Source organism: Agromyces tardus (assembly GCF_003710805.1).
GTDB lineage: Bacteria > Actinomycetota > Actinomycetes > Actinomycetales > Microbacteriaceae > Agromyces > Agromyces tardus.
The window spans coordinates 1-23,251 of record NZ_RHHB01000056.1; the positions used below are offsets into that span (position 1 = coordinate 1).

A 23,251-nucleotide genomic window follows, 5' to 3' on the forward strand; every position below is an offset into this window, starting at 1 on the left:
GACGGCCGGCGCGACGGCGGGGGCGCACGCAGGTGCGCCCGCGACGCCGCGGGCCGCGACGACGTGAGCTGCGCCGGCACGGCCGGCGACGACGTGAGCGGCGCCCGCGCGGGGCTCGCGGGCGACCGGCCCGGTCAGGGCGTCGGTGTCGGCGTCGCGCTCGTCGCCGACTGGAGGAACGCCTGGTAGGCCGGGTCGGAGAACATCACGACGGCGAGCAGCACGAACGTGAGGATGACCGACACCGTGCCCCCGACGAGCGGGATCCAGAACGCGAGCCGTCCGGCGCGGAGCTGCAGCAGCGAGAGGCCAAGGACGGCCGCGTACAGCGCGAGCTGCACGATCACGCCGATCGTCGCCACCGTCGGGAGCCATGCGGGCGGCGTGAAGTCGCCCACGCCGATCATCGTGTACGCCTGCTGGATCTGCTGCGGCATCTGCTGCAGCGAGACCGCCGTGTTCCATGCGCCGAGCGCGCCGAGCACGAGCAGGGCGATGGTGATCATGCGGTCGAGCGGATGCGCGGGCCGCGCCGCGGCGAGGGGCCGGTCGGGCGTGGGCGGTGCGGGTGCCGGCTCCGGGGCGTGTGCGGCGGCATCCGCTCGCCGCGTCGCCGCCGAGGAGCGCGGGGTGTGCATCTGCGGCGCCGGGTCGGAGGTGTGCTCGCCCTCGGCGGGCTTCCACGTCCAGCCCTCGGGCGCGTACTCGCCGTACTGCGGACGAGGCCGCTCCTCGCGCTCGGGCGCCGAGCCGGAGGCATCCGCCCCCGAGTCGCCCTGCCGACGAGCGGCCTCGTGATCCGACATCCGCTCGCCTACGCCGTGATCGACTTGCCGGCGGAGCCGAGCTGGCGGGTGGACTCGCCGACGCGCACGGCCATGGCCGACTCGGCGACCTTGCCCCACGCACGCGGGTCGTACTGCTTCTTGTTGCCGACGCCGCCGTCGACCTTGAGCACGCCGTCGTAGTTCGCGAACATGTAGCCGGCGATCGACCGCGTGAACGCGTACTGGGTGTCGGTGTCGATGTTCATCTTCACGACGCCGTTCGCGACGGCCTCGGCGATCTCGGCGTCGGTCGAGCCCGAGCCGCCGTGGAAGACGAGGTCGAGCGGCTTCGCGGCGGTGCCGTACTTGGCGGCGAGGCCGTCCTGGATCTCCTTGAGCAGCGACGGACGGAGCTTGACGTTGCCGGGCGCGTACACGCCGTGGACGTTGCCGAAGGTGAGGGCGGCCATGTAGCGGCCCTGCTCGCCGAAGCCGAGCGCCTCGACCGTCGAGATCGCGTCGGCGAGGGTCGTGTAGAGCGCCTCGTTGGAGCCCTCGTGCTTCACCCCGTCTTCTTCGCCGCCGACGACGCCGATCTCGACCTCGAGGATGGCGTTGATCGCCTTCATGCGGGGCAGGATCTGCTTGGCGATCTCGAGGTTCTCGTCGAGGGGCACGGCCGAGCCGTCCCACATGTGCGACTGGAAGATCGGGTTGCGGCCCGCCTTGACCTCGTCTTCGGAGGCCGCGATCAGCGGGAACACGAAGTCGTCGAGTGCGTTCTTGGGGCAGTGGTCGGTGTGCAGCGCGACGGTGATCGGGTAGCTCTTGGCGACCTCGTGCGCGAACTTCGCGAAGGCGAGCGCGCCGGTGGCGCGGGCCTTGACGGTGTGGCCGGCGAAGTAGTCGGCGCCACCCGTGGTGACCTGGATGATGCCGTCGGAACCGGCCTCGGTGAGTCCCTGCAGCACCGCGTTGAGCGTCTGCGAGCTCGACACGTTGAACGCCGGGAAGGCGAAACCCTGGGCCTTTGCGGTGTCGAGCATCTCTGCGTACTGCTCGGGCGTTGCGATGGGCATACCTGCTCCTTCGGAAGTGTGTGGGGTCGGGTCGAGTCTAGCGAGGTGTCGAGCAGTGCTCAGGTGGCGGATGCGACGGGGCATGCGTGAGGGGTCGCACGATACGCGAGAGGATGGCCGCATGCCGCCGCTCCTGCTCGCCGAGTCCGCCCTCGACGCCCGGTTCCTCGCCGCGACGGCGGCGGCCGCAGCAGCGGCACGGCGGTGGGTCGGGTCGGGCGACGGCATGGCGGTGGATGCCGCGGCCGTCGCTGCGATGCGCGCCGCGCTCTCCGGCGTCGACGTCGACGGGCGCGTGCTGGTGGGCGAGGGCGAGAAGGATGCCGCGCCCATGCTGCACCTCGGCGAGCGGTTCGGCACCGGGGCGGGGCCGTCGGTCGACCTCGCGGTGGACCCGGTCGACGGCACGCGCCTCGCGGCGGCCGGACTGGCAGGCGCGATGGCGGTCATGGCCGTCGCGCCCCGGGGCGCCCTGCTCGACATCGGGCCCGCGCACTACATGGAGAAGCTCGTCAGCCGGGTCCCCGGCCTGCGGATCGACGCGCCCCTCGCGGATGCCGTGGCGCGGATCGCCGAGGCCCGCGGCATCGACGCCGCTGCGGTGCGCGTGGCGGTGCAGGAGCGGCCGCGCAACGACGGCTACGTGTGCGCGGCGCGTGCGGCCGGGGCATCCGTGGAGCTGTTCGAGCACGGCGACGTCGAGCGCTGCCTCCGTGCCGCGCAGGCGGGCGCCGATGTCGACCTGGTCGTCGGCATCGGCGGCGCGCCCGAAGGGGTGCTCACGGCGGCGGGGGTGCGTGCACTCGGCGGCTGGATGCAGGCGCGGCTCGCGCCGCAGGGGGCCGACGAGGCCGGGCGCCTCGCGGCATCCGGTCGCTCCGCCGATCGCGTGCACGGGCTCGACGAACTCTGCGGCGACGAGGCCTGGCTGTTCCTGACCGCCGTCACGGCGTGCACGGTCGCTCCGGGTCGCACGCTGCAGCCGGGCGAATCGTGGAGCGTCGCGCCGGGGTCCCGTCGTTGAGGTCGCGCCCGTACGCGATCGTTAAGAATGCACGAACTTTCACGGCCGATCGACCGGAACCCCGCGGTTCCGAGAGCTCGTCTCGCTAGGCTCGGACCGACGGCCCGTCCACGCGATCGTTCCGCCGTCGCACCGCACAGATTCCGGGAGGACCCCTCGATGGTGAGCACCGACACCGCAACCCTCTACCTGCACCCCGACCGCAACATCGCGCTCGAGCTCGTGCGGGCCACCGAGGCGGCCGCGATCCGCTCGTACCCCTGGATCGGCCGCGGCGACAAGCTCGCCGCCGACGGCGCGGCCGTCGACGCGATGCGCGCGTTCCTCGGCACCGTGAACTTCGAGGGCGTCGTGGTCATCGGCGAGGGCGAGAAGGACGCGGCTCCCATGCTCTTCAACGGCGAGAAGGTCGGCAACGGTCGCGGTCCCGCGTGCGACATCGCGGTCGACCCGATCGACGGCACCTCGCTCACCGCGGCGGGGCGCCAGAACGCGCTCTCGGTCATCGCGGTCGCCGATCGCGGCACGATGCTCGACGCATCCTCCGTCTTCTACATGGACAAGATCGTGACGGATGCCTCGGGCAAGGGCGTCGTCGACATCCGCAAGCCCATCGGCGAGAACCTGCGCGCACTCGCCGCGGCCAAGGGCAAGCACGTCGGCGAGCTGCGCGTCGCGGTGCTGAACCGTCCGCGGCACGAGCAGCTCATCGCCGACATCCGCGCGGCCGGTGCGGGCACCCGCCTCATCAGCGACGGCGACGTCGCCGGTGGCATCAACGCGGCCCGCTACGAGTCGCGCATCGACATGTGCGTCGGCATCGGCGGCAGCCCCGAGGGCATCACCACCGCCTGCGCGATCAAGGCGCTCGGCGGCTTCATGCAGGGCGTGCTCGCGCCGAAGGACGACGAGGAGCGCGCTCGCGGCGAAGCCGCGGGCCTCGACTGCGACCGCGTCTACGAGCTCGACGACCTCGTGCGCAGCGACAACACCTTCTTCGTCGCCACGGGCGTCACCGACGGCGAACTCGTCGACGGCGTGCGCAAGAAGGGCCCCATCATCCGCACCGAGAGCATCGTGCTGCGCGGCCGCTCGGGCACCATCCGTCGTGTGGTCGCCGACCACCTCGCCGAGAAGTGGCTCGACGAGGGCGACCTCTGAGCTGACGGCCTCGCGGGCCTGAACTGGTGGGCTCGCTCGGGCCTCCTGAGGTGACGGGCTCGCGGGCTCCGGGCCGACACGCCCTCGCGGGCGTCGGCGGGTCGGGGCATGATGGCCGGGTGGCTTCCGACACCCGCCTGCCCCGCGCGCTGCGCCCGCTCGGCTCGGGCCAGTTCCGCCTCCTCGCGGTCGCGCTGACGGCGTCGCTGCTCAGCGCCGGCGCGTGGCTCGTCGCTGCCGTGTGGCAGGTCGTCGAGCTCGGCGGCGGTCCCGTCGACCTGTCGATGGTGGCGGTGGGGTCGAGCCTCGGGCTCGTGCTCGCGGTGCTCTTCGGCGGCGTCGCCGCCGACCGCATCCCCCAGCGGAGGATCCTGCTCACGGTCGAGGTCGTGCGTGGCGCGGGGTTCACCGTCGCCGCGATCCTCGCGCTCACGGGCGTCATCGAGGTGTGGCACCTCGCGGTCATCTCCTTCGCGCTCGGCGTCGCCGACGGTTTCTTCTACCCCGCGTACTCGGCGTGGCTGCCCGCCATCCTGCCCGGCGAGCAGCTGCTCGCGGCGAACGGCATCGAGGGCGTGCTGCGGCCGACGGTGATGAACGCCGCGGGGCCCGCCCTCGCGAGCCTGCTCATCGGGGTGGGGTCGCCCGGCCTCGCGTTCGCCGTCGTCGCTGCGCTGCAGGTCGTGGCCGCGACGGTGCTGGGCGTGATGCGGTCGACGCCCGTGCGCCGCGACCTCGACGAGCAGGTGCTGCATCCGGTGCGGCAGACCTTCGTCGACCTGCGTGACGGGTTCGCGTACCTGCTGCGCACCAAGTGGCTGCTGGCCACGCTGCTGTTCGCGATCGTGCTCGTGCTCGTCATCATGGGGCCGATCGAGGTGCTGCTGCCGTTCGCGGTGAAGGAGCAGACGGGTGGTGGCGCGGGCGCGTTCGCGATCGCCTTGGCCTCGTTCGGCGTGGGCGGCGCGATCGGGTCGCTCACGGTCGCCTCGCTGCGGATGCCGCGGCGATACCTCACGATCATGGTGCTCGCGTGGGGCTTCGGCTGCATCCCGCTGGCGATCCTCGGCGCGACCTCGGAGCTCTGGGTGATGGTCGTCGCGCTGTTCCTGGTCGGCGTCGTGTTCTCGGGCGCGCAGGTGCTGTGGGGCACCCTGCTGCAGCGGCGCGTTCCGCCGGCGATGCTCGGCCGGGTCTCGAGCCTCGACTTCTTCGTCTCCCTCGCGCTCATGCCGGTGTCGATGGCCGTCGCGGGCCCCGTGGGCGAGTCGATCGGCCTCGGTCCGGCGTTCCTCGCCGCGGGCCTGCTTCCGCCGCTCCTCGCCATCGCGACGCTCGCGATCGCCCGGCTCGGCACCGACGAGCTCGCCCACCCGCTCGACGGCATGACGGATGCCGCGACGGTCACGGGTGCGGAGGCCGCGGCCGGGTTCGAGCCGCCGGTCGACGAACCCCACGAGCGCGTGGTCGATCCCGGATCGGACGCAGCCCCCTCGACCTGAGAGCTGCCGGCTGCGAAGCTGGGCAGGGTGCACTCGGGGGAGTGCGCGGAGGGGGACTGACGATGGTGCAGATCCGGGATGCGTTCAGCGGGTTCAGCGTCGACGACGTCGACGCGGCACGGGAGTTCTACGGCACGGCTCTCGGCCTGGCGGTGCAGGAGGCCCCCGGTGCGGGCGGACTGACACTGCGCCTGCCGTCGGGCCAGGGCGTGCTGGTCTACCCGAAGGGCGAGGCGCACGTGCCCGCGGCGTTCACCGTGCTCAACCTCGTCGTCGACGACATCGACCGGGCGGTCGACGAGCTCAATGCCGCCGGTGTCGTGACCAAGATCTACACCGGCGAGGAGTCGTACGGCACCGACGAGCGCGGCATCAACCGCGGGTCGGTGAGCGGCCAGGGGCCCGACATCGCGTGGTTCCGCGACCCGGCCGGCAACGTGCTCAGCGTGATCGTGGAGTGATGACGGTCATTCGTCGTCGGCGGCGGCCGCGAGGGCGATCGAGGAACGGATCTCGGGGTCGATGTCGGCCTCGACGCCCGACACGAGCTCGAACGCCGTGAGCTCGCGCGGCGCCTCCTCGATGCCGTGCAGCGGCGCGAGCACCTTCGACTCGTCGAGGGCGCCGAGCTTGCGCGCGGTCGGCAGCACCTGGCGCTCGAGCGAGCCGACGAACGCGTTGTAGTCCTTGACGCTGCGCTCGATGGTGCGGCCCAGCTTCTCGATGTGCCCGGCGGTGGTCGCCAGCCGCGTGTAGAGCTCCCGGCTGAGGTCGAACAGGGTCTTGGCCTCGTTGGTGAGCACGTCCTGCTGCCACGAGAACGCGACGGTCTTGAGCACCGACCAGAGCGTCACGGGCGATGCGAGTGCGACGCGCTTGCCGAACGCGAATTCCATGATGCCGGGGTCGGCCTCGAGCGCCGACGACACGAGCGACTCGCTCGGGATGAACGCGATGACGAGCTCGGGCGACGCGTCGAGCCCGTTCCAGTAGCCCTTCGAGCCGAGCGCGGTGATGTGGGCGCGCACGGCCTGCACGTGCTGCTTCATGAAGTCGGCGCGCTTGGCCGCGTCGGCGCCGGTGGCCGTGGCCGGGATCTGGCTCGCCTCGAGGTAGGCGTTGAACGGCACCTTCGCGTCGACCGCGATGGACTTGCCGCCGGGGAGGCGCACGACCATGTCGGGACGCCCCGCTCCGGAGTCGCTCGAGATGCTCGACTGCACGTCGAAGTCGACGCGCTCGATGAGGCCCGCGGCCTCGACGACGCTGCGCAGCTGCGTCTCGCCCCACACGCCGCGGGTGCTGTTCGATCGCAACGCCGATGCGAGGGCTTCGGCGGTGGACCGCAGCCGCTCCTCGGACTCGGCGGCCGAGCGGAGCTGCTGCGCCAGCTCGCCGTGCTGGCGGCTGCGCTGGGACTCGAGCTCGGTGACCTTGCCCTGCATCTCGCTGAGCGACTGGCGAACCGGAGCGAGCGCCTGCAGCACCTTGCTCTCGGCGGCGTCGCGGGCGGCGCGCGCCTCGGCCTCGGCCTGCTGGCGGTCGACGAGCTCGCGGTACTGCTGCTGCGCCTGCACGATGCGCTCGCGCAGCGCCTCGGCGGTGGCCTGCGTGGCCGCGAGCTCCTCGCGGAGGAGCGACTTCGCGGCCTCCTCGTTCGCGCGCACCTCGGCGAGTGCCGCCTGGTGCCGCGCCTCGACGAGCGCCGGGTCTTCGGCGACGGGCGCGTCGGGATCGACCGCGGCGCCGCGACGCTGCGCGAGCAGCAGTGCGGCGAGCCCGCCGAGCAGGGCGCCGACGACGAGGCCGATGAGCAGCATCAGGATCTCCATGCCGCCAGTGTGGCAGCGCCCGCCGACATCGCCCGCCGGGCGGCCCGGCAGGGCGCGAATGCGGCGCGCGAACCCCGGCGACCGACCCGGGCGCGACGCTACTGCAGCGCCATGGGGCCGTGCACCGCGGCGCGCTCGCGCGTGGCGACGGGCCCGATCGCCCCCATCTTCACGCGCGTGATGTGCGCGAGCGCGTCGAGGTCGTCGGCCTCGTGCCGCTTCGCGGCGTGCACGATGATCGCGGCGCACGCCTCGGCGTCGGCGAGCGCGTCGTGGTGGGCGAAGTCCTCGAAGCCCGCGGCCATCGCCGCCGACGGGAGGCGGTACGAGTCGAGGTGATAGGTCTTGCGGGCGACCTGCAGGCTGCAGAGGGAGCGGAAGTCCGGCACCTCGAGCCCGAACGCGCGCGAGGCTCCCACGATGACGCCCGTGTCGAAGCCGGCGTTGTGCGCCACGAGCACGTCGCCGCCCGCGAACTCGAGGAACGCGGGCAGGTGGTCGGCCCAGCCGGGTGCATCCGCCACCATCTCGGCCGTGATGCCGTGGATGCGCACGTTCCAGTACGCGAACTCGTCGTGCGGGAACGGCGGGCGCAGCAGCTGGTGCACGCGGTCGACGACCCTGCCGTCGCGCACCTTCACCAGTCCGATCGAGCAGGCCGAGGCGCTGGAGGAGTTGGCGGTCTCGAAGTCGATCGCGGTGAAGTCCACTGTCACGCGAGCATCGTCGCACGCGGGTGCGACACGGCCGGGCGGGTCGGCGGGCGCGTCGGCGATCGGGGCGGGCGCCGCAGAGTCGGCGGATGCCGCGGGGCGACCGGTGCACGGTCGGCGGATGCCGCGGGGCCGGCGCCGCACGGTTGACGGATGCCGCGGGCGGGCGTGGAATGGCCTGAGGCCGCTCGAGAGGACGATCCGATGGACGACGCGCACGCCGGCACGACGCCCGCCGACGAGTCCGAGCGGCCAGCCGGCGGCCCGGGCCTCGTGGTCGACCCGGGCGACCCCGCGACCGTGCGCAGCGCGCGATCGTTCGGCGCCGCGGCATCCGTCTACGGCGCAGCCCGCCCCGGCTACCCCGTGGAGGCCGTCGCCTGGCTCATCGGCGACGCCGAGCTCGTGCTCGACCTCGGCGCCGGCACCGGCAAGCTCACCGAGGCGCTCGTGGCGCTCGACCGCGAGGTGATCGCCGTCGACCCCGTCGAGGAGATGCTCGAGGAGCTCGAGGTGTCGGTTCCCGGCGTGCCGCGCATCCTCGGCACGGCCGAGGACATCCCGATCGAGGACGCGTCGGTCGACGCGGTCGTCGTGGGGCAGGCGTGGCACTGGTTCCAGCGGGGGCGTGCCGTGGCGGAGATCGCGCGCGTGCTGCGTCCGGGCGGCGTGCTCGGCCTCGCGTGGAACAGCCGCGACACCTCGGTGGACTGGCTCCGCCAGGCGGGCGAGATCATGCACGAGCGGCACGACGCGAGCGCGACCTTCGAGCAGTACGTGCGCGTCGGCGACCCCTTCGCTCCCATCGAGGAGCAGACGGTGGACTGGGTCCAGCGGATGTCGCACGCGAGGTTCCTCGACCTCGTGCGTTCGCGCAGCCACTTCATCACGGCCTCGGCGAGCGATCAGGCGGCGACGATCGCCGCCCTCGAGACGCTGTTCGCGACGCATCCGCAACTCGCGGGCGCCGAGGAGCTCGCGGTGCCGTACCGCACCCGCTGCTTCCGCACGCGGCTGCGCTGAGACCCGGGGCCCGGCGCCTCGAGCCGCGAGCGGCCACCCCGAGCCGCGCACCGACCGTCAGTCCACCCGGACCCTCGCCTCGGGGTGCGCGAAGACCGTGTACGCGAGGTCGGACAGGTCGCCCGCCGCGCGCGCCGCGGCCCGTGCCTCGCGCGTCGCCGACGCGATCGTTCCGCCCGCGAGCAGGGCGTCGGAGAAGGCGTCGACGAAGCGGCCGCCGGGCTCATGGCCGACGCTCCAGGCGCAGCCGATGAAGGCGCCCGCGCCACCGCGCAGGAACGCCTCGGGGAACCCGCCGAGGCCGACGGCGTCCGGCGGCGGCAGCCGGCCGAGGTCGCTCGCGTCGAGGATCACGACCGGGCCGCCCGCGGCATCCGGGATGGGGTGGTCGGGAAGGTCGCGCCGGGCGTCGCCGTCGGAGTACGACGCACCCGCGACGGGAGCGTCGGGGTCGAAGCCGCCGAGCAGCAGCTCCTGGCGGCGCGGGGTCGTCGGCGACCAGCGGAGGTGCCCGGCGAGGTGCAGCAGGTCGAAGCCGTGCGACAGCAGGCCGCCCAGTGCGCCCGCGTCGGCGGGCTCGACCGCGCGGGCCGCGAAATGCGAGCGGATGCCCTCGCCCTCGGCGCCCGTGCGTCCGAGGACGAGTCCCGGTGCCGTGTAGGCCGGGTAGAGGAAGTGGGCGCGCCCGTGCCGGATGCGGAGCTCGGTGGGGTGCGCGGTGTCGTACACCCATCGGGTGAGCCCGTAGCCCGCGAGGAACCGGGGCTCGCTGACGGCGGCCCCGGCGCCGACCCCGGGCGCCGTCGCGGACGTCCCCGGTTCGGTGACGTGCACGATCTCCCACGGGATGTCCACCTCGCCCGTCGTCTGGACGACGAGTCCGTCGAGCTCGTCGCGGTGCTGCCACAGCAGCTCTCGGGCACGCCGGTCGAAGAGCGACTCGAAGAGCCCGGCGCCGAGCTGCTGCATCCGACGGCGTGCGAGGGCGGTGCGCTCGGCCGTGGGCGTTCCGCCGAGCTCGTCGCGCAGGCCCGCGATGCCCGCGAAGACGGCCGCGACGAACGCGGGCTTGTCGTGCAGCCGCGTGCTGAAGCGGTGCGTGGCGCCGCCGACGGCGACCGCCAGCCGCAGCGTGGAGCGCCCGCCGACGAGCTCCTCGTCGACGCGGATGGTCGGCCGCGACGCCACGCGGGGATCGGGCGGCACGAGGTCCGCGGTCTGCCGCGCGACGCCCACCTGGCCGCTGCCGTCGGCGTGCACGATGCGGGCGGTGAGGCGCAGGGTCGCGAGCGGCAGCTCGGTCGACTGGCGCACCACGATCGAGACCTCCCCGTGGCCGGGCTCGACGCCGACGATGCGGAAGCGCACCTCGGTCTCGGCGCCCGCGGGCGGCAGCCGCAGCCGGCGCGTGTGCCGGGTGCCGGCCGCGAAGCGGAAGCCGCGGGGCACGAGCGTCACCTCGACGTCGCGATCCGGGTCGATCCGGATGTCGCCGTGGCCGGCCACGCCGGCGTCGGATGCCGCCATCGGCTGGCGCGCGATGCGCGCCCGGACGATCATCGGGCTGCCGAGGACCGCGACGGGCTTCATCTCGGCGTGGAGCTGCGCCGCGACGGGCCGGGGGAGCGGGGCCTCGGGCGCGGGCTCGCCGCGTGCGGCTCGGCGGGCCCCCGGTGCGGCGCTCGCAGCCACGCGGCCCACGAAGCCGTCGGCGTCGGCCGCGGTGGGGAACTCCAGGAGCAGCACCCGCGTGCCGACCTCCGCGATGGCCGACGCGAGCTCGGCGCTGCCGTGCACCTCGTCGAGGCGGCGCACCGATGCGGTCCCGTCGGGCATCGCGAGGAAGCCCACGAGCCGGCCCGAGGGGGTCCCGGAGACGCGGAGCGTGAGCCGGGGCATCCGCTCGAACGCCCCACGGCCGCCGGCGTCGGCGAGCACGAGGTCGGCGAGCGTCGTCGCGTCGGGCGCAGCCGGCATCGTGAGCGGCGGGCGCGCGACATCGGGAGTGACCGCCACCCCCGAGCCGCTGATTTCGACGACGACCCGGTCTGTCTGCATTCCCGCTCCGTTCCCCCGGCGTGCGCTTCGGGGTGCGCACACCTGCCCGAACGGTAGCCCGCCGGCGCATCGGCGGCATCAGTGCCCGCCCCGAGGCGCGGCGCGATCGCGTCGTTCGCTCGCCTACGCTGGTCTGGTGAACCGCGGCCGCCTCTACCTCCTGCTGGCGCTCGCGAACCTCTTCTGGGCGGGCAACTACGTGTTCGGCGAGATGGTCACGCACGAGATCTCGCCCGTCTCGCTCACGTTCTTCCGCTGGCTGTTCGCGTTCGTGCCGCTCATCGCCATCGCCTGGCTCGTCGAACGGCCCGACTGGCGCGCCGCGCTCGCCGAATGGCGCATGCACCTGCTGCAGTCGGTGCTCGGGCTCACCGGCTACACGCTCCTGCTCTACGCGGCGCTCGGACTCACGGGCGCCGTGAACGCCGCCGTGATCAGTGCCGTCAACCCGGCCACGATCGCGCTCGCCGCGGCGATCTTCCTGCACGAGCGGCTGACGCGGATGCAGGCGCTCGGACTCGTCGTCGCGTTCGTCGGCGTCACGATCGTGCTCACCGGCGGCGACCTCGCGCAGGTCGCGACGCAGGGATTCGGGTTCGGCGACGTGCTCGTCGTCGGCTCGGTGCTCGCCTGGACCGCGTACTCGCTCGTGTCGCGCCGGCTGCGCACGCCGCCGATCACCGCCACCGCGGTGCAGGCCGCCTTCGCGGTCGTCACGATGCTGCCGCTCATCGCGGTCACGGGCGTCTCGCTGCCCACCTCGCCGGCGGGTGGGCTCGGCCTTGCCTACATCGTCGTGTTCCCGTCGATGCTCGGCTACGTGTTCTGGAACATCGGGGCGTCGCGGGTGGGCCCTGCGCGCGCCGGGGTCTTCCTGAACCTGCTCCCCGTGTTCACCGTCGCCATCGCGCTCGCGTTCGGCGCGGTGCTCGAGCCGGCGACGGTTGCCGGCGGCATCCTCGTGGTCGCGGGCGTGTACCTGACCCTGCACCAGCGTCGGGCGAAGGCAGGGCAGTCGGATGCCGCGAACCGGCTGACGGTACGATAGACCCCCGTGGCTCTCACTATCGGCATCGTCGGCCTGCCCAACGTCGGCAAGTCCACCCTGTTCAACGCGCTCACCAAGAACCAGGTGCTCGCGGCGAACTACCCCTTCGCGACGATCGAACCGAACGTCGGCGTGGTGAACCTGCCCGACCCCCGGCTCGAGGTGCTCGCGAAGATCTTCGGCTCCGAGCGCATCCTGCCCGCCGCCGTGTCGTTCGTCGACATCGCCGGCATCGTGCGCGGCGCGAGCGAGGGCGAGGGCCTCGGCAACAAGTTCCTCGCGAACATCCGCGAGGCCGACGCGATCGCGCAGGTCGTGCGCGGCTTCGAGGACTCCGACGTCGTGCACGTCGAGGGCGCGGTCGACCCCAAGGCCGACATGGAGACCATCAACACCGAGCTCATCCTCGCCGACCTCGAGACCCTCGAGCGCGCGATCCCGCGCTACGAGAAGGAGCTCAAGGGCAAGAAGATCGACCCGTCGGTGCTCGCCGCGGCGAAGGAGGCGCAGGAGGTGCTGCAGAAGGGCACGCCCCTGTCCGCGGCATCCGTCGACCTCGAGCCCATCAGGGAGCTCGGCCTGCTCACCGCGAAGCCGTTCATCTACGTCTTCAACGTCGACGAGGCGGTGCTCACGGATGACGCGAAGAAGGCGGAGCTCGCAGCGCTCGTCGCGCCCGCCGAGGCCGTGTTCCTCGACGCGAAGATCGAGTCGGAGCTCATCGACCTCGACCCCGAGGATGCCGCCGAACTGCTCGCGTCGACGGGCCAGGCGGAGTCGGGGCTCAACCAGCTCGCACGCATCGGCTTCGACACCCTGGGCCTGCAGACCTACCTCACCGCGGGCCCCAAGGAGTCGCGCGCGTGGACGATCCACAAGGGCTGGAAGGCCCCGCAGGCCGCGGGCGTCATCCACACCGACTTCGAGCGCGGCTTCATCAAGGCGGAGGTCATCTCGTTCGACGACCTCGTGGCGACCGGCTCCGTCGCCGAGGCCCGCGCGAAGGGCAAGGCCCGCATGGAGGGCAAGGACTACGTCATGCACGACGGCGACGTGGTGGAGTTCCGCTTCAACGTGTGACGCGGCGCGCTCCAGCGCAGGCCGGCGGGTGGGCGAGAGCGACCCGTCTCTCAGCGCCCTTGGCGTTTCTTGTACGGCTTCGGCTGCCCCTTCACGATGGGGGCACGGCCCTTGCCCTTCGAGGCCTTCGCCTTGCCGCCGGCCTTCGCCACGGGTTTCTCCTCAGGGGCGGGCGCCGCGGCGATCTCCCTCCTGGCCTCGTCGAGGAGGAGCTCTCCGACCTTGGTGAGCCGGGTCTCGCCCTGCCGGGTGAAGAGCGGCTGGCCGATCTCGGTCTCGAGCTTCTCGATCGACGAATACAGCGAAGCGAGCGGGATGCCGAGGGCGTCTGCCGCTCGCGGGAAGTGCAGCTCCTCGGCGGCTGCGACGAATCGTCGGAGCAGAGTGATGTTCACAGGAGCCTTTCGCCGGCCCGCGCGAATCGCGGCCGATCTTCAGGGTACGTGAGTCGGTGCTCCCGGAGTACGAGCGGTACCGGACCGCAGAGGTCTCCGGCGGCACGGCGGCGAAGTCCATGGACCGGTCGCACCGCCCCGCAGTAGCATCGACTGGCCGCTCCGACTCGTCACCGGGACCGGGACGCCGTCGGAGGGTCGATTGGAGCGTCTCATGCCCATCAAGGTCGTCATCGAGTTCCAAGCCAAGCCGGGTGCGCGAGCCGAGCTCAAGCAGACGCTCGCTGACATCTCAGCGACCCACGGGCCCCGGATACCCGGATTCCTCGGCAGCACGCAGTACGAGGTGGTCGACAGTCCTGATGGTCTGGTCGAGATCGCAGAGTGGGACTCCGCAGACACACAGGCGGCCGCGGTGCAGGAGGCGATGACGACCGGCGTGTATGCGCCCGTCGTCGAGCTGGTGGCGGCTCCGTTCCGGGTCACCCGCATCAGCGAGTCCTAGGAGGGCGCATGTCGTACGTCGTGGACTACGAGCACGTCTCCACCGTCGGCCTCGAGTCGTCTCCGGTCGCGGAGGCGCTGGCCGGGCTGCGGGCGAACGAGGCGCGCTACTTCCGGAACAAGTACGACCACGTCTTCACGGTCACTCGGGCCGACGAGGCCCCCGAGACGCTCGAGTGGGTGACCCGCATCCTCAGGGACGAACGCGACCTCGTGATCGAATCGCGCCCGCTCGAGGTGTCCGAGTTCGAGGTCGACGGCATCCGCATGGCCTACGTGTTCTACGAATCCGGGCTCTCGATCAACGTGATGTACACCCTCGCGGAGGGCGGCAAGCGGGCGGTCGGGTTCAAGCTGTCCGACGGCATGGAAGTGCCCGACGAGCTCGCACCGCGCTTCAAGTTCGCGCGTCAGCGCTCGAAGCTCGCGGGAACCATCCGCGGCTCGTTCTTCGTCATCAAGGGCGAGTACTGAGCCGAGGTCGCTGCATCGAGATGACGCTCGTTGTCGCAATGCGCTTCGCTGAGCGGCAACGAGTGTCATCTCGGTGAGGTGGGAGCGATCGGGGCGGACACTCTCGGGCGAGGCATCCGGAATGTGCGCATCGCGTGCAAGACTCGCGGCAGACGCGACACAGGCAGTGTGTGAGGATCGCCAGCACCGCCGCAGACGCCGAGACGACCGAGAGGGTGGCGATGCACGACGGCGCCGACACGCCCGCGACGATGGACGACCTCGCGTGGTTCACCGAGGTCGTGCGGGAGCACTCGACGGCGCTCGTGCGCTACTTCGCCCGGCGCGGGCCGCGTCAGGACGCCGAGGACCTCGCCGCCGACGTCTTCGCGACCGCGTGGCGCCGTCGCGACGACGTGCCGCGCGAGGCCGTGCTCCCGTGGCTCTACCGCACGGCGGGGTTCACGCTCGCCAACCACCGCCGCAAGGTCGTCGACCTGCCCGTCGACGAGGTGCCCGAGACGGGCGCGGTGCGGGTCGGCGAGGATCCCGAGTTGAGCGCGCTGTTCGACGCCGAGTTGCGCGGGGCGCTGCAGAGCATCGGCGAACGCGATCGGCACATCATCCTCCTGCACGCGTGGGAGGGCCTCGACGGCGAGGAGCTCGCCGGGGTGCTCGGCATCTCGCGCTCCGGGGCGGATGCCGCGCTCTCGCGAGCTCGCAAGCGGCTCCGCGAGGCGTGGGGCGAGCGGATGTCGTTCTGACCCGTCCTCGGTGCAAGGTCCGGGTCTCCTGCGACATATCCGTCAGTGAGACCGGATGCCCGTCACTGGGGACCGGATGCCGCGGAGGGTGACCAGCATGAACGACGAGCACGAGCACGAGCACGAGCACGACCACGAGCCTGAGCTCGATCCCGTGCAGCGGCTGCGCGCCGCGGATCCCGCCGCCGACGTCGAGCCGACTGCCGGCTTCGCCGACGAGGTCGTCGCCCGGGCAGCCGGCGAGGCGACGGTCCAGGCCGGACCCGAGGCCAAGCCCGTCGCGGACCTCGCCGTGGAGCGCGCCCGGCGCCGCTCGCGCTGGCTTCCGATCGCGGCGGTCGCCGCATCGCTCGTGGTCGTCGGCGCGGTCGGCTACGGCGTCGGCGCGACGACCGGCGGAGCGACGAACCTCGCCGACGGCGCAGCCCCGCCGATCTCGTTGCAGGGCGCGACCGACTCCGGGGCGAACGACTCCGGCGCGACCGAGCAGGGCGTCGCACCGAACGCCGCAGGCGCGCCGGACCAGGCGAAGATGTCCGGCGGCGCCTCGAGCATGATCTACCCGTACGGCTCCGGCCGCAACGAGTTCAGCTCGTCGGGGCTCTCCACGTCGGAGGGCACCGCGGTCGGCTACGCGTTCGATGCCCGCGCGGCATCCGACACCGAGACCGTCGCGGCGCTCGCCGCGGCGCTCGGCGTCACGGGAACCCCGGAGCTGAAGGACGGCGCGTGGACGGTGGGCCCGCAGGACGGAACGGGCCCGTCGCTCTGGGTGCCGCTCGACGGCACGCTGAGCTTCTCCTACTCCAACCCGCTCATCAACCCGTGGAAGTGCGCCGACGGCGCGGAGACGTGCGCCCCGCCCACCGGCGACCTGCCCGGCGAGGAGGCGGCGATCGACGCGCTGCGGTCGCTGCTCGCGGCGGCGGGGCGCGATCCCGCGGCGTTCGAGTTCGCCTCGGAGACCTACGAGGGCGCCGTCACGAGGTCGGCCCAGGCGTGGCCGGTCGTCGACGGGCAGCGCATCGACCAGGGCTGGACCGTCGAGCTCTCGAACGACGGGATGGTCAGCGCGTACGGCGCGCTCGCCGACCTGGTGCCGCTCGGCGACTACCCGGTCGTCAGCGAACAGCAGGCGTTCGAGCGGCTCTCCGACCCGCGCTTCGGCGCCGCGATGACGAACCTGCCGATCGCGCTCCGCGATCAGCCGGTCGCCGCGACCTCGGAGTGGGTGCCGCCGACCGAGCCGCCCGCGGCCCCGGCGGCGGGCACGTCGCTCGCGTGGCCCGTGAACCACGTCGAGATCGTCGACGCCCGCCTGGGCCTCGCGAGCCAGTGGCAGCCCGACGGCAGCGTGCTCGTCGTGCCCGCCTACGAGTTCACGGATGCCGACGGCGGCACCTGGTCGGTCATCGCCGTCGCCGACGCGAAGCTCGACTTCTCGACGGAGTAGCGGTCCCGGCGCTGCCACGGCTGGGGAACCGGCGCGAGCGCCGCCGGGACTCGGACTCGCGGCGTGCACGAGGTCGGCGCGATGATGTGTGCATCGGCATCGACCGTGGGGGTGGTGCGCGTCACGCCGGGGCTCGCCGCGCGCACGACGGTGCTGAGCGCCGACGTGCCGAGGGAGCTGGTGACGAGGACCGATGCCGATTTCGGCCTGGAGTTCGAGGTCGGGGCGCGGCTCGTCGAGCACGCGGAGGCGCGGAAGGAACTCGACAACTTCAAGGCGCTCGTCGAACGGGAGACGTCGGGCTGATCGGTTGACGAACGGGAGCATCTGCGTTTTCATCGACCCGGGACCCCGGCCACGTCGTGGGGGATCGTGAGGGGGTCGGAATGCCCGAGTCACCGGAGGTGCAGGCACTCGCCGAAGCGCTCGACGAGCGGTTCACCGGGCGCGAGATCCGCGACGTCGACGTCATCGAGTTCCGCACGACGAAGACGCGCACGCGGCCGCCGACCGCCCTCGTGGGCGAGCGCGTGACGGGCGCCACACGTCACGGGAAGCACCTGGACCTCGCGGTCGGCGCCTCGCAGCACCTCGTGGTCTCGCTCGGGCGGCACGGCTGGGCGCGGGTCCGCGAGGTCGACGGTGCGGCGCTGCCCGAGGACGCGCCGCCGGCGCTCGTCGCGCTGACGTTCGACGACGGCGGCGTGCTCGAGTTCACGGATGCCGGCGGCTGGGTGTCGATCGGCCTGTCGGTCGTCGACGATCCGGCCGAGGTGCCGGCGGTCGCGAAGCTCGGACCCGATCCTGCCGATCCCGACTTCTCGCGGGCGGACTTCGACCGCGCGGTCGTCGGTCGGCGCAAGCAGGTGAAGGCGGTACTGCAGGAGCAGGAGTCGCTCGCCGGCATCGGCAACGCCTACTCCGACGAGATCCTGCACACGGCGAAGTTCTCCCCGGTCGTGCATGCGGCGGCACTCACGGAGGCGGAACGCGACCGGCTCTTCGAGGCCACGACGGGCGTGATCGCCGACGCGATCGCGGCACGACGCGGCATCCCGATCGACCAGCTCAAGGCTGCGAAGGTCGCCGCCATGCGCGTGCACGGGCGGGCCGGGGAGCCCTGCCCCGTGTGCGGCGACACGATCCGCGACTTCTCGTTCGCGTCGACGATCGCCCAGTACTGCCCCACGGACCAGACGCACGGCGAGCTGCTGCCGCTGCGGGAGGGTTCGACGGCCGAGTGAGTTCGGCACCTCGACCCTGTCGGCGACGGGCGCGGCGCACTAGGGTCGAGGCATCCCGCGACGGCGCGGGGGTGGGGAGCTGGCCATGAGCAATCACGTCTACCGCGTCACCGAGATCGTCGGGACCTCTCCCGACAGCATCGACACCGCGATCCGCAACGCCATCGCGCGAGCGACCACGACCCTGCGCAACGTCGACTGGTTCGAGATGGTGTCGGTGCGCGGCGAGGTCGAGGACGGCGACATCGCGCACTTCCAGGTGACCCTCAAGGTCGGGTTCCGGCTCGAGGACTGAGGCTGGGGTGGGGTGGGCCAGTTGCTCGTAGCTCGCCCCCGAATGGCCTCGAAGAGGCCGGCTCACGGGCTGCCGCATTCGCGCCCGGCAACCGGTGCGGGGTGATACCAGCCGTGGTCGATCCAGCGTCGGACATCGCCGACCGTCACGTCGGGCGCCCATTGCGGAGACGGGCGTTCGTCGCCCGCGAGACAGTCCGGGTCGGCTCGCAGCGTCGCTGCGGTCGCGGCGAGCTCCGCCCGGGTGCCGTCGACGCGCTGGATCCGCTCGGTCATTGCGACCGCCATGCCGCCGATGTTCCATGCCGCCACGATGAGCACCAGGGCCGCCGCGGGAGCGACCGGTGACCGGCGCGATGCACGATCGAAGCACAGCGCCATGAACGGCGCCACCGAGATCACGACGACGTAGACGTAACGCGACGACGTGGCGGTGTCGAGTCCGGCTCCGATCCGGGTGTACCCCGTCAGGAGTGCGAACACGGGGGCGACGAGGAACAGGAGGTACGCCGGAATCGCCGCGGGCTCGACGGAGCGGATCGTGAAGATCCACCAGACGCCGAGTGCGATGAACACGATCCCGCCGATGACGGCCAGCGGGAACACCTTCCCCAGTCCGTCGCTCAGCATCGCGACGGCGTACTCCGGTACCGCAAAGGTCTCTGCGAACCCGCTCGCGCGGTCGGGCATGGGCGCGGCCTGGCCCCGCAGGAGGTACCACACGACGAACGCGATGATCGGGGCGGTGAACACGGCGATCGTGCGCAGTACTCCATGTCTCAGCCACGCGATCGCGATCGCCACCGGGATGAACGGCACCGCCACCCCGGAGCTCGCCAATGACAGGAGCACGAGCGCCGACGTCAGAACGCCACGGAGCAGTGTGATCCGTCGGGATTCGAGGAGCACGACGACACCCAGCATCCCCGTGATCGCACCGACGAACCCGATCTGCACTGCCCAGGCGAGGGCTTCGGCGCCGGCGCCGAGGAACGTGAGCAGGACGGAGAAGGCCGTGGCGAGCCACGGTCGCACCGTCGCGCGGAGCGTGATGCGCCAGATCAAGTGGACCGCCGCGAGATGGGCCAGGATCGCCGGCATCGCGAACGGCAGGTAGTGGTCCATGCCGAACACCCGCTGGATCCCGAGGAACAGGAGCGCGGGAACGGTGTTCCAATGACCGACGTGCGGACTCCAGATCACGTCGGACTGGGATGTGAGGAAGTACCAGTCGTCGTAGAAGAACCAGCCGCGGGCGGCGATGAGCGAGAACACCACGAACCCCGTCGCGAGCACGACGAGATGCGCGACCAGCGGGGCATTCGACGAAGTCATGCGTTCCCGCAGCGGAGCCATCTCGGGCAGCACCCCTCCCAGTGGAGCGCCGGCCACGCGTCACCGGCGGTGCGGTGTCCGGAAGATACCACGGGCCACCAGGGGCGTCAACGCGATCGAGTCGGCGCCCCGATTGCACCCACGGGCGCTCCGACGAGACCGCTCGCCGGGAGCCGAGGCGACCACGTGTCGCGGAGCACCCCGTCGACGAGGCGCTCGAGCAGGGCGAGCCCGTCGGGCGAGGTGACCGACTCGAGGTGCCCCTGCACGGATGCCACGCGGGGCCCGCGCAGCGCGTGCACGATGCCGGTCGCGGCATCCGACGCCACCTCGAGGCCGAGCGACGGCGTGGTCGAGCCGTTCGCCGCAGCCGCCGCGAACGTGTTGTAGAAGCCGATCGCCGCGCGATCGCCGAACACGTCGACCTCGAGCTGCACGCCCTGCCGCGGCGCCTGCAGCCGTTCGATCGGCAGCCCTGCGAGGTCGGCGAGCACCTGGTGGCTGAGGCACACCGCGAGCAGCGGGCGGCCCGACGCGAGTCGCGCCGCGATGAGCTCGCGCATCCGGGCGACGCGCGGGTCGGCGGTGTTCCGCGGGTCGCCCGGCCCGGGGCCGAACACGACGAGGTCCTCGGATGCCGCGACCGGCGCCGCGTGCCACGGCACGACCCGCGCTCCGAAACCGAGGTGCCGCAACTGGTGGGCGAGCATCGTCGTGAAGTCGTCTCCCGCGTCGATCACGAGCGCGTCGAGGCCGCGGGCCGGGTGCGCGGCCTGCGGGATGCGCCAGAACGCGGCGAGGTGGTCGTTGCGGGCGGCGAGGAGGGTGTCGATGCGGTCGGCGGCGGCGGCGGCGGCAGCGGCGGCAGCGGCATCCGTCGTGGCGCCGGCGTCGTCGCCCCCGTGATCCGTGCGCGCCGCCGGCACGCGCGGGAGCGCGCCGAGCGCGGTCAGCACGCCCGCGGCCTTCGCCCGCGTCTCGGCGACCTCGCCGGCCGGATCGGAGTGCCGCACGAGCGTCGCGCCGACCGGCACCCGTACGCGTCCGCCGTCGTCGAGGTAGGCCGTGCGGATGAGGATCGGCGCGTCGAGGTCGACCCCGTGGGCGCGCGGCGTGAACCGGGCGAGCACGCCGGCGTAGTATCCGCGCGGGGTGGTCTCGTGCCGGGCGATCACCGAGCAGGCGTTGCCCATGGGCGATCCGGTGACCGTCGGCGCGAACATCGTGCGGCGCAGCACCTCGCGCGGGTCGAGGGCCGAACGCCCCTCGAGCAGGTACTCGGTGTGCGTGAGCCGCGACATCCGCTTCAGGAACGGCCCCCGGATGCGGCCGCCCTCGGGGCACACCGCGCTCATCATCTTGAGCTCCTCGTCGACGACCATCACGAGCTCCTCGCGCTCCTTGACGTCGTGCAGGAACGCGAGCAGCCGGTCGCCGTGGGCGGCGGCGGATGCCGCGGACGCTGACCCGGCTGCGACCGCGTCGCCCTCGCCGTGCCGGAACGTGCCGCTGATCGGGTTCATCGAGACGACGCCGTCGATCGACGACACGTGCCGCTCGGGCGTCGCCCCGGCCGCCGAGAGTCCAGGGGTGTGCAGGGCGAACGTCCAGTACGCGCCCGACTCGTGCTCGAGCAGCGCGCGCAGCCAGCCGAGCACCGCGGTCGCGGGGGCGGCATCCGTCGACCCGGTGAATTCGCGGCGGATGACGAAGTTGGCGCCCTCGCCGCGGCCGATCTCGTCGTCGATGACCCGTCGCACGGTGGCTGCGTAGTCGTCGTCGCTCACGTCGACGTCGAGGTCGTCGACGACCACCGGATGCCGCGGCAGCAGCCCGATCGCCTCCTCGAGCGGCACCGTCTCGCGGTCGCGCACGACGAGGCAGCGGATAGGCGCGTCGTCGTCGTGCGCCGCGAACCCGCGTTCGCGCACCTGCCGGAACGGCACGAGGGCGACCACCTCCGCGCCGTCGAGCGGGATGTCGGCGAGCAGTGCGACATCGACGACGTCGCCGACGAGCACGTCGAGCGCGGGTTCGTGCTCGCGGTGGATGACCGCGAAGGGCGGCGCTTCGGCGGCGAGGGCGAGCAGCGAGGAAAGCAGGCGGGTCATGTCGGTCTCCGGTCGGGCCCTCGGCCGGGGCATCCCGTGGAGACACGAAACGACCGCCCTCGGGCGGTCGTCGTACGTCGAAACGCGCGGAGTCCGCCTAGGAGGCGGGCCACCAGCTGCGGGTCGACGTGGTCATGAGCAGCACTCTAGGGCACTCGAGGGCCCGACGCGAACGGGACGTCAGTCGTGCAGGATCCGCTGGAACAACCGATGGTCCTGCCACTCGCCTGCGATCTTCAGGTAGCGCGGCGCGACGCCGATGACCTCGAAGCCGGCGCGCTCGAGCACCCGCTGCGATCGCACGTTGTGCACGAGCGTGCCCGCCTCGAGGCGGTGCAGCGCCAGGTCCTCGCGCGCGAGCTCGACCACGGCGACCACGGCCGAGGTCGCGAGACCCCGGCCGCCGTACGCGGCATCCACCCAGTAGCCGAGGTTCGCGCTCTGGAAGACGCCGCGCACGATGTTGTTGACGTTCACCCGGCCGACGATCTCGTCGCCGTCGGCGAGCACGAGGGGGAGCCCGCGGCCGGCGTCGTAGGTGTCGAGCAGCGCGTCGATCTCCTCGCGATGGCGGGCGGTCGTGAAGAAGCGCTCGTCGCGAGTCGGCTCCCACGGCGCGAGGTGCTCGCGGTTGCGGCGGTACGCGGCGGCGAGCGGCTCGGCGTCCGCGGTCGCGACGAGGCGCAGCACGATGCCGTCGGCGAGAACGGTGGTGCGGGTCACCCGATCGAGCCTAACCGGATGCCGCGGGCCGGGCGGGGGTGCGCTCGCGCGGCCTCAGTCGAGGCAGGTGACGTCGTTGATCCAGGCGATGTCGTAGTCGTCGTTGCCGAACACGACGGGCTGCGCGGTGTCGGCGACGACGTTCGTGTACGTCGTCGACTCCCTGGCCTGTGCGGCGGTCGAGGGGTCGGGGTCGTTCGAGTAGGCGAAGTCCACCTGCAGGGTGCTGCAGTCGTCGACGGTGAAGAGCGCCCACTCCCAGCATCCCTCGGTGTACGTCGTCGGGCAGAGGTCGCCGTAGCGGCCGTCGGAGTACTGCTCGAGCGCGGCGGGGAAGGTGTAGAGCGTCTCGCCCGACTCGTAGCGAGTGACGGCGCCCGTGGTGTCGCCGGAGGGCGCGGTCGCGGTGCTCGTGGGCGCCGCAGCACCGCCGCCATCGGCGAGCATGCCGATGACGCCCAGCGCCCCGAACGCGAGTGCGACGACCAGCGCGACGGCGCCGAGCGACGCGGCGACGATGCCGATCACGAGGCCCGTGCGCCGCCGAGGCGCGGGGGAGTGCTCCTGGCCCGACGGTACCGCTGGCGCCGCCCATGGTCCGGCTTGGACGGGGGCCGGCGTGGGCGCAGGGCCGGCCGGCGCCCACGGCCCCGGCTGCGCGGTCGTGGCCGGGGCCGCCGGGGTCGCC

24 protein-coding genes and 1 pseudogene are annotated in these 23,251 nt (G+C 72.6%); 15 read left to right on the forward strand and 10 right to left on the reverse strand.

Annotated features, from left to right (window positions below; translation table 11 throughout):
- Positions 1-189 (forward strand): hypothetical protein (locus EDM22_RS19880; RefSeq protein WP_212591982.1); only part of this gene is annotated, 189 nt, incomplete at its 5' end.
- Here the strand turns inward: EDM22_RS19880 and EDM22_RS17010 are convergent.
- A complete protein-coding gene (locus EDM22_RS17010) occupies positions 135-806 on the reverse strand; it encodes a DUF6264 family protein (protein WP_122938277.1) in 672 nt (223 codons plus the stop codon). The two genes, EDM22_RS19880 and EDM22_RS17010, sit on opposite strands and share 55 nt — an antisense overlap.
- 8 nt (positions 807-814) lie before the next feature.
- Complete coding sequence (gene fbaA / locus EDM22_RS17015; RefSeq protein ID WP_122938278.1) at positions 815-1,846, reverse strand: class II fructose-bisphosphate aldolase; 1,032 nt, start codon at positions 1,844-1,846, stop codon at positions 815-817.
- A 121-nt stretch (positions 1,847-1,967) separates the two neighbouring features.
- Here fbaA and EDM22_RS17020 point away from each other — a divergent pair, with 121 nt between their 5' ends.
- The 4 genes from EDM22_RS17020 (at position 1,968) to EDM22_RS17035 (ending at position 5,994) form a co-directional block, all read left to right on the forward strand.
- Complete coding sequence (locus tag EDM22_RS17020; protein WP_170964185.1) at positions 1,968-2,870, forward strand: fructose-bisphosphatase class II; 903 nt, start codon at positions 1,968-1,970, stop codon at positions 2,868-2,870.
- A gap of 159 nt (positions 2,871-3,029) precedes the next feature.
- Positions 3,030-4,031 carry a class II fructose-bisphosphatase gene (glpX, locus tag EDM22_RS17025; protein ID WP_122938280.1) on the forward strand — a complete coding sequence of 334 codons (1,002 nt, stop codon included), beginning with the start codon at positions 3,030-3,032 and terminating at the stop codon, positions 4,029-4,031.
- Positions 4,032-4,150: 119 nt separating this feature from the next.
- On the forward strand, positions 4,151-5,533 hold the full coding sequence (locus tag EDM22_RS17030) for an MFS transporter (protein WP_245989502.1): 1,383 nt from the start codon (positions 4,151-4,153) through the stop codon (positions 5,531-5,533).
- A gap of 62 nt (positions 5,534-5,595) precedes the next feature.
- Complete coding sequence (locus EDM22_RS17035; RefSeq protein ID WP_122938282.1) at positions 5,596-5,994, forward strand: VOC family protein; 399 nt, start codon at positions 5,596-5,598, stop codon at positions 5,992-5,994.
- A 6-nt stretch (positions 5,995-6,000) separates the two neighbouring features.
- Here EDM22_RS17035 and EDM22_RS17040 read toward each other — a convergent pair whose 3' ends face one another.
- A complete protein-coding gene (locus EDM22_RS17040) occupies positions 6,001-7,365 on the reverse strand; it encodes a DNA recombination protein RmuC (protein WP_122938283.1) in 1,365 nt (454 codons plus the stop codon).
- A 98-nt stretch (positions 7,366-7,463) separates the two neighbouring features.
- Positions 7,464-8,081 carry an exonuclease domain-containing protein gene (locus EDM22_RS17045; protein WP_122938284.1) on the reverse strand — a complete coding sequence of 206 codons (618 nt, stop codon included), beginning with the start codon at positions 8,079-8,081 and terminating at the stop codon, positions 7,464-7,466.
- Between the two features lie 201 nt (positions 8,082-8,282).
- On the opposite strand from EDM22_RS17045, the gene EDM22_RS17050 reads away from it, so the two are divergent.
- Positions 8,283-9,101, forward strand: a complete 819-nt coding sequence (locus EDM22_RS17050; protein WP_122938285.1) for a class I SAM-dependent methyltransferase — start codon at positions 8,283-8,285, stop codon at positions 9,099-9,101.
- A 57-nt stretch (positions 9,102-9,158) separates the two neighbouring features.
- On the opposite strand, the gene EDM22_RS17055 is transcribed toward EDM22_RS17050, so the two are convergent.
- Positions 9,159-11,159, reverse strand: a complete 2,001-nt coding sequence (locus EDM22_RS17055; protein WP_170964186.1) for a DUF7363 domain-containing protein — start codon at positions 11,157-11,159, stop codon at positions 9,159-9,161.
- A 136-nt stretch (positions 11,160-11,295) separates the two neighbouring features.
- Between EDM22_RS17055 and EDM22_RS17060 the strand changes: the two genes are divergently transcribed.
- Both EDM22_RS17060 and ychF read left to right on the forward strand, forming a co-directional pair.
- Positions 11,296-12,207 carry a DMT family transporter gene (locus EDM22_RS17060; RefSeq protein WP_170964187.1) on the forward strand — a complete coding sequence of 304 codons (912 nt, stop codon included), beginning with the start codon at positions 11,296-11,298 and terminating at the stop codon, positions 12,205-12,207.
- A gap of 6 nt (positions 12,208-12,213) precedes the next feature.
- Positions 12,214-13,287: a redox-regulated ATPase YchF gene (gene ychF, locus EDM22_RS17065; RefSeq protein WP_122938288.1), complete on the forward strand. Its 1,074-nt coding sequence runs from the start codon at positions 12,214-12,216 to the stop codon at positions 13,285-13,287.
- A gap of 50 nt (positions 13,288-13,337) precedes the next feature.
- Here the strand turns inward: ychF and EDM22_RS17070 are convergent, their stop codons facing one another.
- Complete coding sequence (locus EDM22_RS17070; protein ID WP_122938289.1) at positions 13,338-13,682, reverse strand: LysR family transcriptional regulator; 345 nt, start codon at positions 13,680-13,682, stop codon at positions 13,338-13,340.
- A gap of 214 nt (positions 13,683-13,896) precedes the next feature.
- On the opposite strand from EDM22_RS17070, the gene EDM22_RS17075 reads away from it, so the two are divergent.
- The 7 genes from EDM22_RS17075 to EDM22_RS17105 all read left to right on the forward strand — a co-directional run bounded on the left by EDM22_RS17075 (position 13,897) and on the right by EDM22_RS17105 (position 18,395).
- Positions 13,897-14,187: an antibiotic biosynthesis monooxygenase gene (locus tag EDM22_RS17075; RefSeq protein WP_122938290.1), complete on the forward strand. Its 291-nt coding sequence runs from the start codon at positions 13,897-13,899 to the stop codon at positions 14,185-14,187.
- An 8-nt stretch (positions 14,188-14,195) separates the two neighbouring features.
- Positions 14,196-14,660 (forward strand): phage tail protein, encoded by a 465-nt coding sequence (locus EDM22_RS17080; protein ID WP_122938291.1) that lies wholly within the window; start codon positions 14,196-14,198, stop codon positions 14,658-14,660.
- A 170-nt stretch (positions 14,661-14,830) separates the two neighbouring features.
- On the forward strand, positions 14,831-15,403 hold the full coding sequence (locus tag EDM22_RS17085; protein ID WP_245989504.1) for an RNA polymerase sigma factor: 573 nt from the start codon (positions 14,831-14,833) through the stop codon (positions 15,401-15,403).
- Positions 15,404-15,500: 97 nt separating this feature from the next.
- Positions 15,501-16,856: a hypothetical protein gene (locus EDM22_RS17090; RefSeq protein WP_122938292.1), complete on the forward strand. Its 1,356-nt coding sequence runs from the start codon at positions 15,501-15,503 to the stop codon at positions 16,854-16,856.
- 81 nt (positions 16,857-16,937) lie between these two features.
- Positions 16,938-17,162 (forward strand): hypothetical protein, encoded by a 225-nt coding sequence (locus EDM22_RS17095; protein ID WP_138708123.1) that lies wholly within the window; start codon positions 16,938-16,940, stop codon positions 17,160-17,162.
- Positions 17,163-17,242: 80 nt separating this feature from the next.
- Complete coding sequence (locus EDM22_RS17100) at positions 17,243-18,100, forward strand: DNA-formamidopyrimidine glycosylase family protein (protein ID WP_122938294.1); 858 nt, start codon at positions 17,243-17,245, stop codon at positions 18,098-18,100.
- An 85-nt stretch (positions 18,101-18,185) separates the two neighbouring features.
- A complete protein-coding gene (locus EDM22_RS17105; RefSeq protein WP_122938295.1) occupies positions 18,186-18,395 on the forward strand; it encodes a dodecin in 210 nt (69 codons plus the stop codon).
- Positions 18,396-18,457: 62 nt separating this feature from the next.
- On the opposite strand, the gene EDM22_RS17110 is transcribed toward EDM22_RS17105, so the two are convergent.
- The 4 genes and pseudogenes from EDM22_RS17110 to EDM22_RS17125 form a co-directional block, all read right to left on the reverse strand.
- Positions 18,458-19,729, reverse strand: a complete 1,272-nt coding sequence (locus EDM22_RS17110) for a hypothetical protein (RefSeq protein ID WP_122938296.1) — start codon at positions 19,727-19,729, stop codon at positions 18,458-18,460.
- 107 nt (positions 19,730-19,836) lie between these two features.
- A complete protein-coding gene (locus EDM22_RS17115; protein ID WP_122938297.1) occupies positions 19,837-21,840 on the reverse strand; it encodes an anthranilate synthase family protein in 2,004 nt (667 codons plus the stop codon).
- Positions 21,841-22,020: 180 nt separating this feature from the next.
- The gene (locus tag EDM22_RS17120) at positions 22,021-22,563 is read right to left on the reverse strand and encodes a GNAT family N-acetyltransferase (protein WP_245989506.1); all 543 of its coding nucleotides are present in this window, start codon (positions 22,561-22,563) and stop codon (positions 22,021-22,023) included.
- A gap of 54 nt (positions 22,564-22,617) precedes the next feature.
- Positions 22,618-23,251 (reverse strand): annotated as a pseudogene (locus EDM22_RS17125) (DUF3040 domain-containing protein); the annotation flags it as partial.

What these genes read in the sequence shown, in the direction of transcription:
- EDM22_RS17115 (WP_122938297.1), bottom strand. Translation starts at nt 21,840, where the DNA reads ATGACCCGCCTGCTTTCCTCGCTGCTCGCCCTCGCCGCCGAAGCGCCG.
- glpX (WP_122938280.1), top strand. Translation starts at nt 3,030, where the DNA reads ATGGTGAGCACCGACACCGCAACCCTCTACCTGCACCCCGACCGCAAC.
- EDM22_RS17055 (WP_170964186.1), bottom strand. Translation starts at nt 11,159, where the DNA reads ATGCAGACAGACCGGGTCGTCGTCGAAATCAGCGGCTCGGGGGTGGCG.
- EDM22_RS17040 (WP_122938283.1), bottom strand. Translation starts at nt 7,365, where the DNA reads ATGGAGATCCTGATGCTGCTCATCGGCCTCGTCGTCGGCGCCCTGCTC.
- EDM22_RS17110 (WP_122938296.1), bottom strand. Translation starts at nt 19,729, where the DNA reads ATGACTTCGTCGAATGCCCCGCTGGTCGCGCATCTCGTCGTGCTCGCG.
- EDM22_RS17020 (WP_170964185.1), top strand. Translation starts at nt 1,968, where the DNA reads ATGCCGCCGCTCCTGCTCGCCGAGTCCGCCCTCGACGCCCGGTTCCTC.
- EDM22_RS17080 (WP_122938291.1), top strand. Translation starts at nt 14,196, where the DNA reads ATGTCGTACGTCGTGGACTACGAGCACGTCTCCACCGTCGGCCTCGAG.
- EDM22_RS17035 (WP_122938282.1), top strand. Translation starts at nt 5,596, where the DNA reads ATGGTGCAGATCCGGGATGCGTTCAGCGGGTTCAGCGTCGACGACGTC.
- EDM22_RS17090 (WP_122938292.1), top strand. Translation starts at nt 15,501, where the DNA reads ATGAACGACGAGCACGAGCACGAGCACGAGCACGACCACGAGCCTGAG.
- EDM22_RS17010 (WP_122938277.1), bottom strand. Translation starts at nt 806, where the DNA reads ATGTCGGATCACGAGGCCGCTCGTCGGCAGGGCGACTCGGGGGCGGAT.
- EDM22_RS17100 (WP_122938294.1), top strand. Translation starts at nt 17,243, where the DNA reads ATGCCCGAGTCACCGGAGGTGCAGGCACTCGCCGAAGCGCTCGACGAG.
- EDM22_RS17095 (WP_138708123.1), top strand. Translation starts at nt 16,938, where the DNA reads ATGATGTGTGCATCGGCATCGACCGTGGGGGTGGTGCGCGTCACGCCG.
- EDM22_RS17050 (WP_122938285.1), top strand. Translation starts at nt 8,283, where the DNA reads ATGGACGACGCGCACGCCGGCACGACGCCCGCCGACGAGTCCGAGCGG.
- EDM22_RS17105 (WP_122938295.1), top strand. Translation starts at nt 18,186, where the DNA reads ATGAGCAATCACGTCTACCGCGTCACCGAGATCGTCGGGACCTCTCCC.
- fbaA (WP_122938278.1), bottom strand. Translation starts at nt 1,846, where the DNA reads ATGCCCATCGCAACGCCCGAGCAGTACGCAGAGATGCTCGACACCGCA.
- EDM22_RS17075 (WP_122938290.1), top strand. Translation starts at nt 13,897, where the DNA reads ATGCCCATCAAGGTCGTCATCGAGTTCCAAGCCAAGCCGGGTGCGCGA.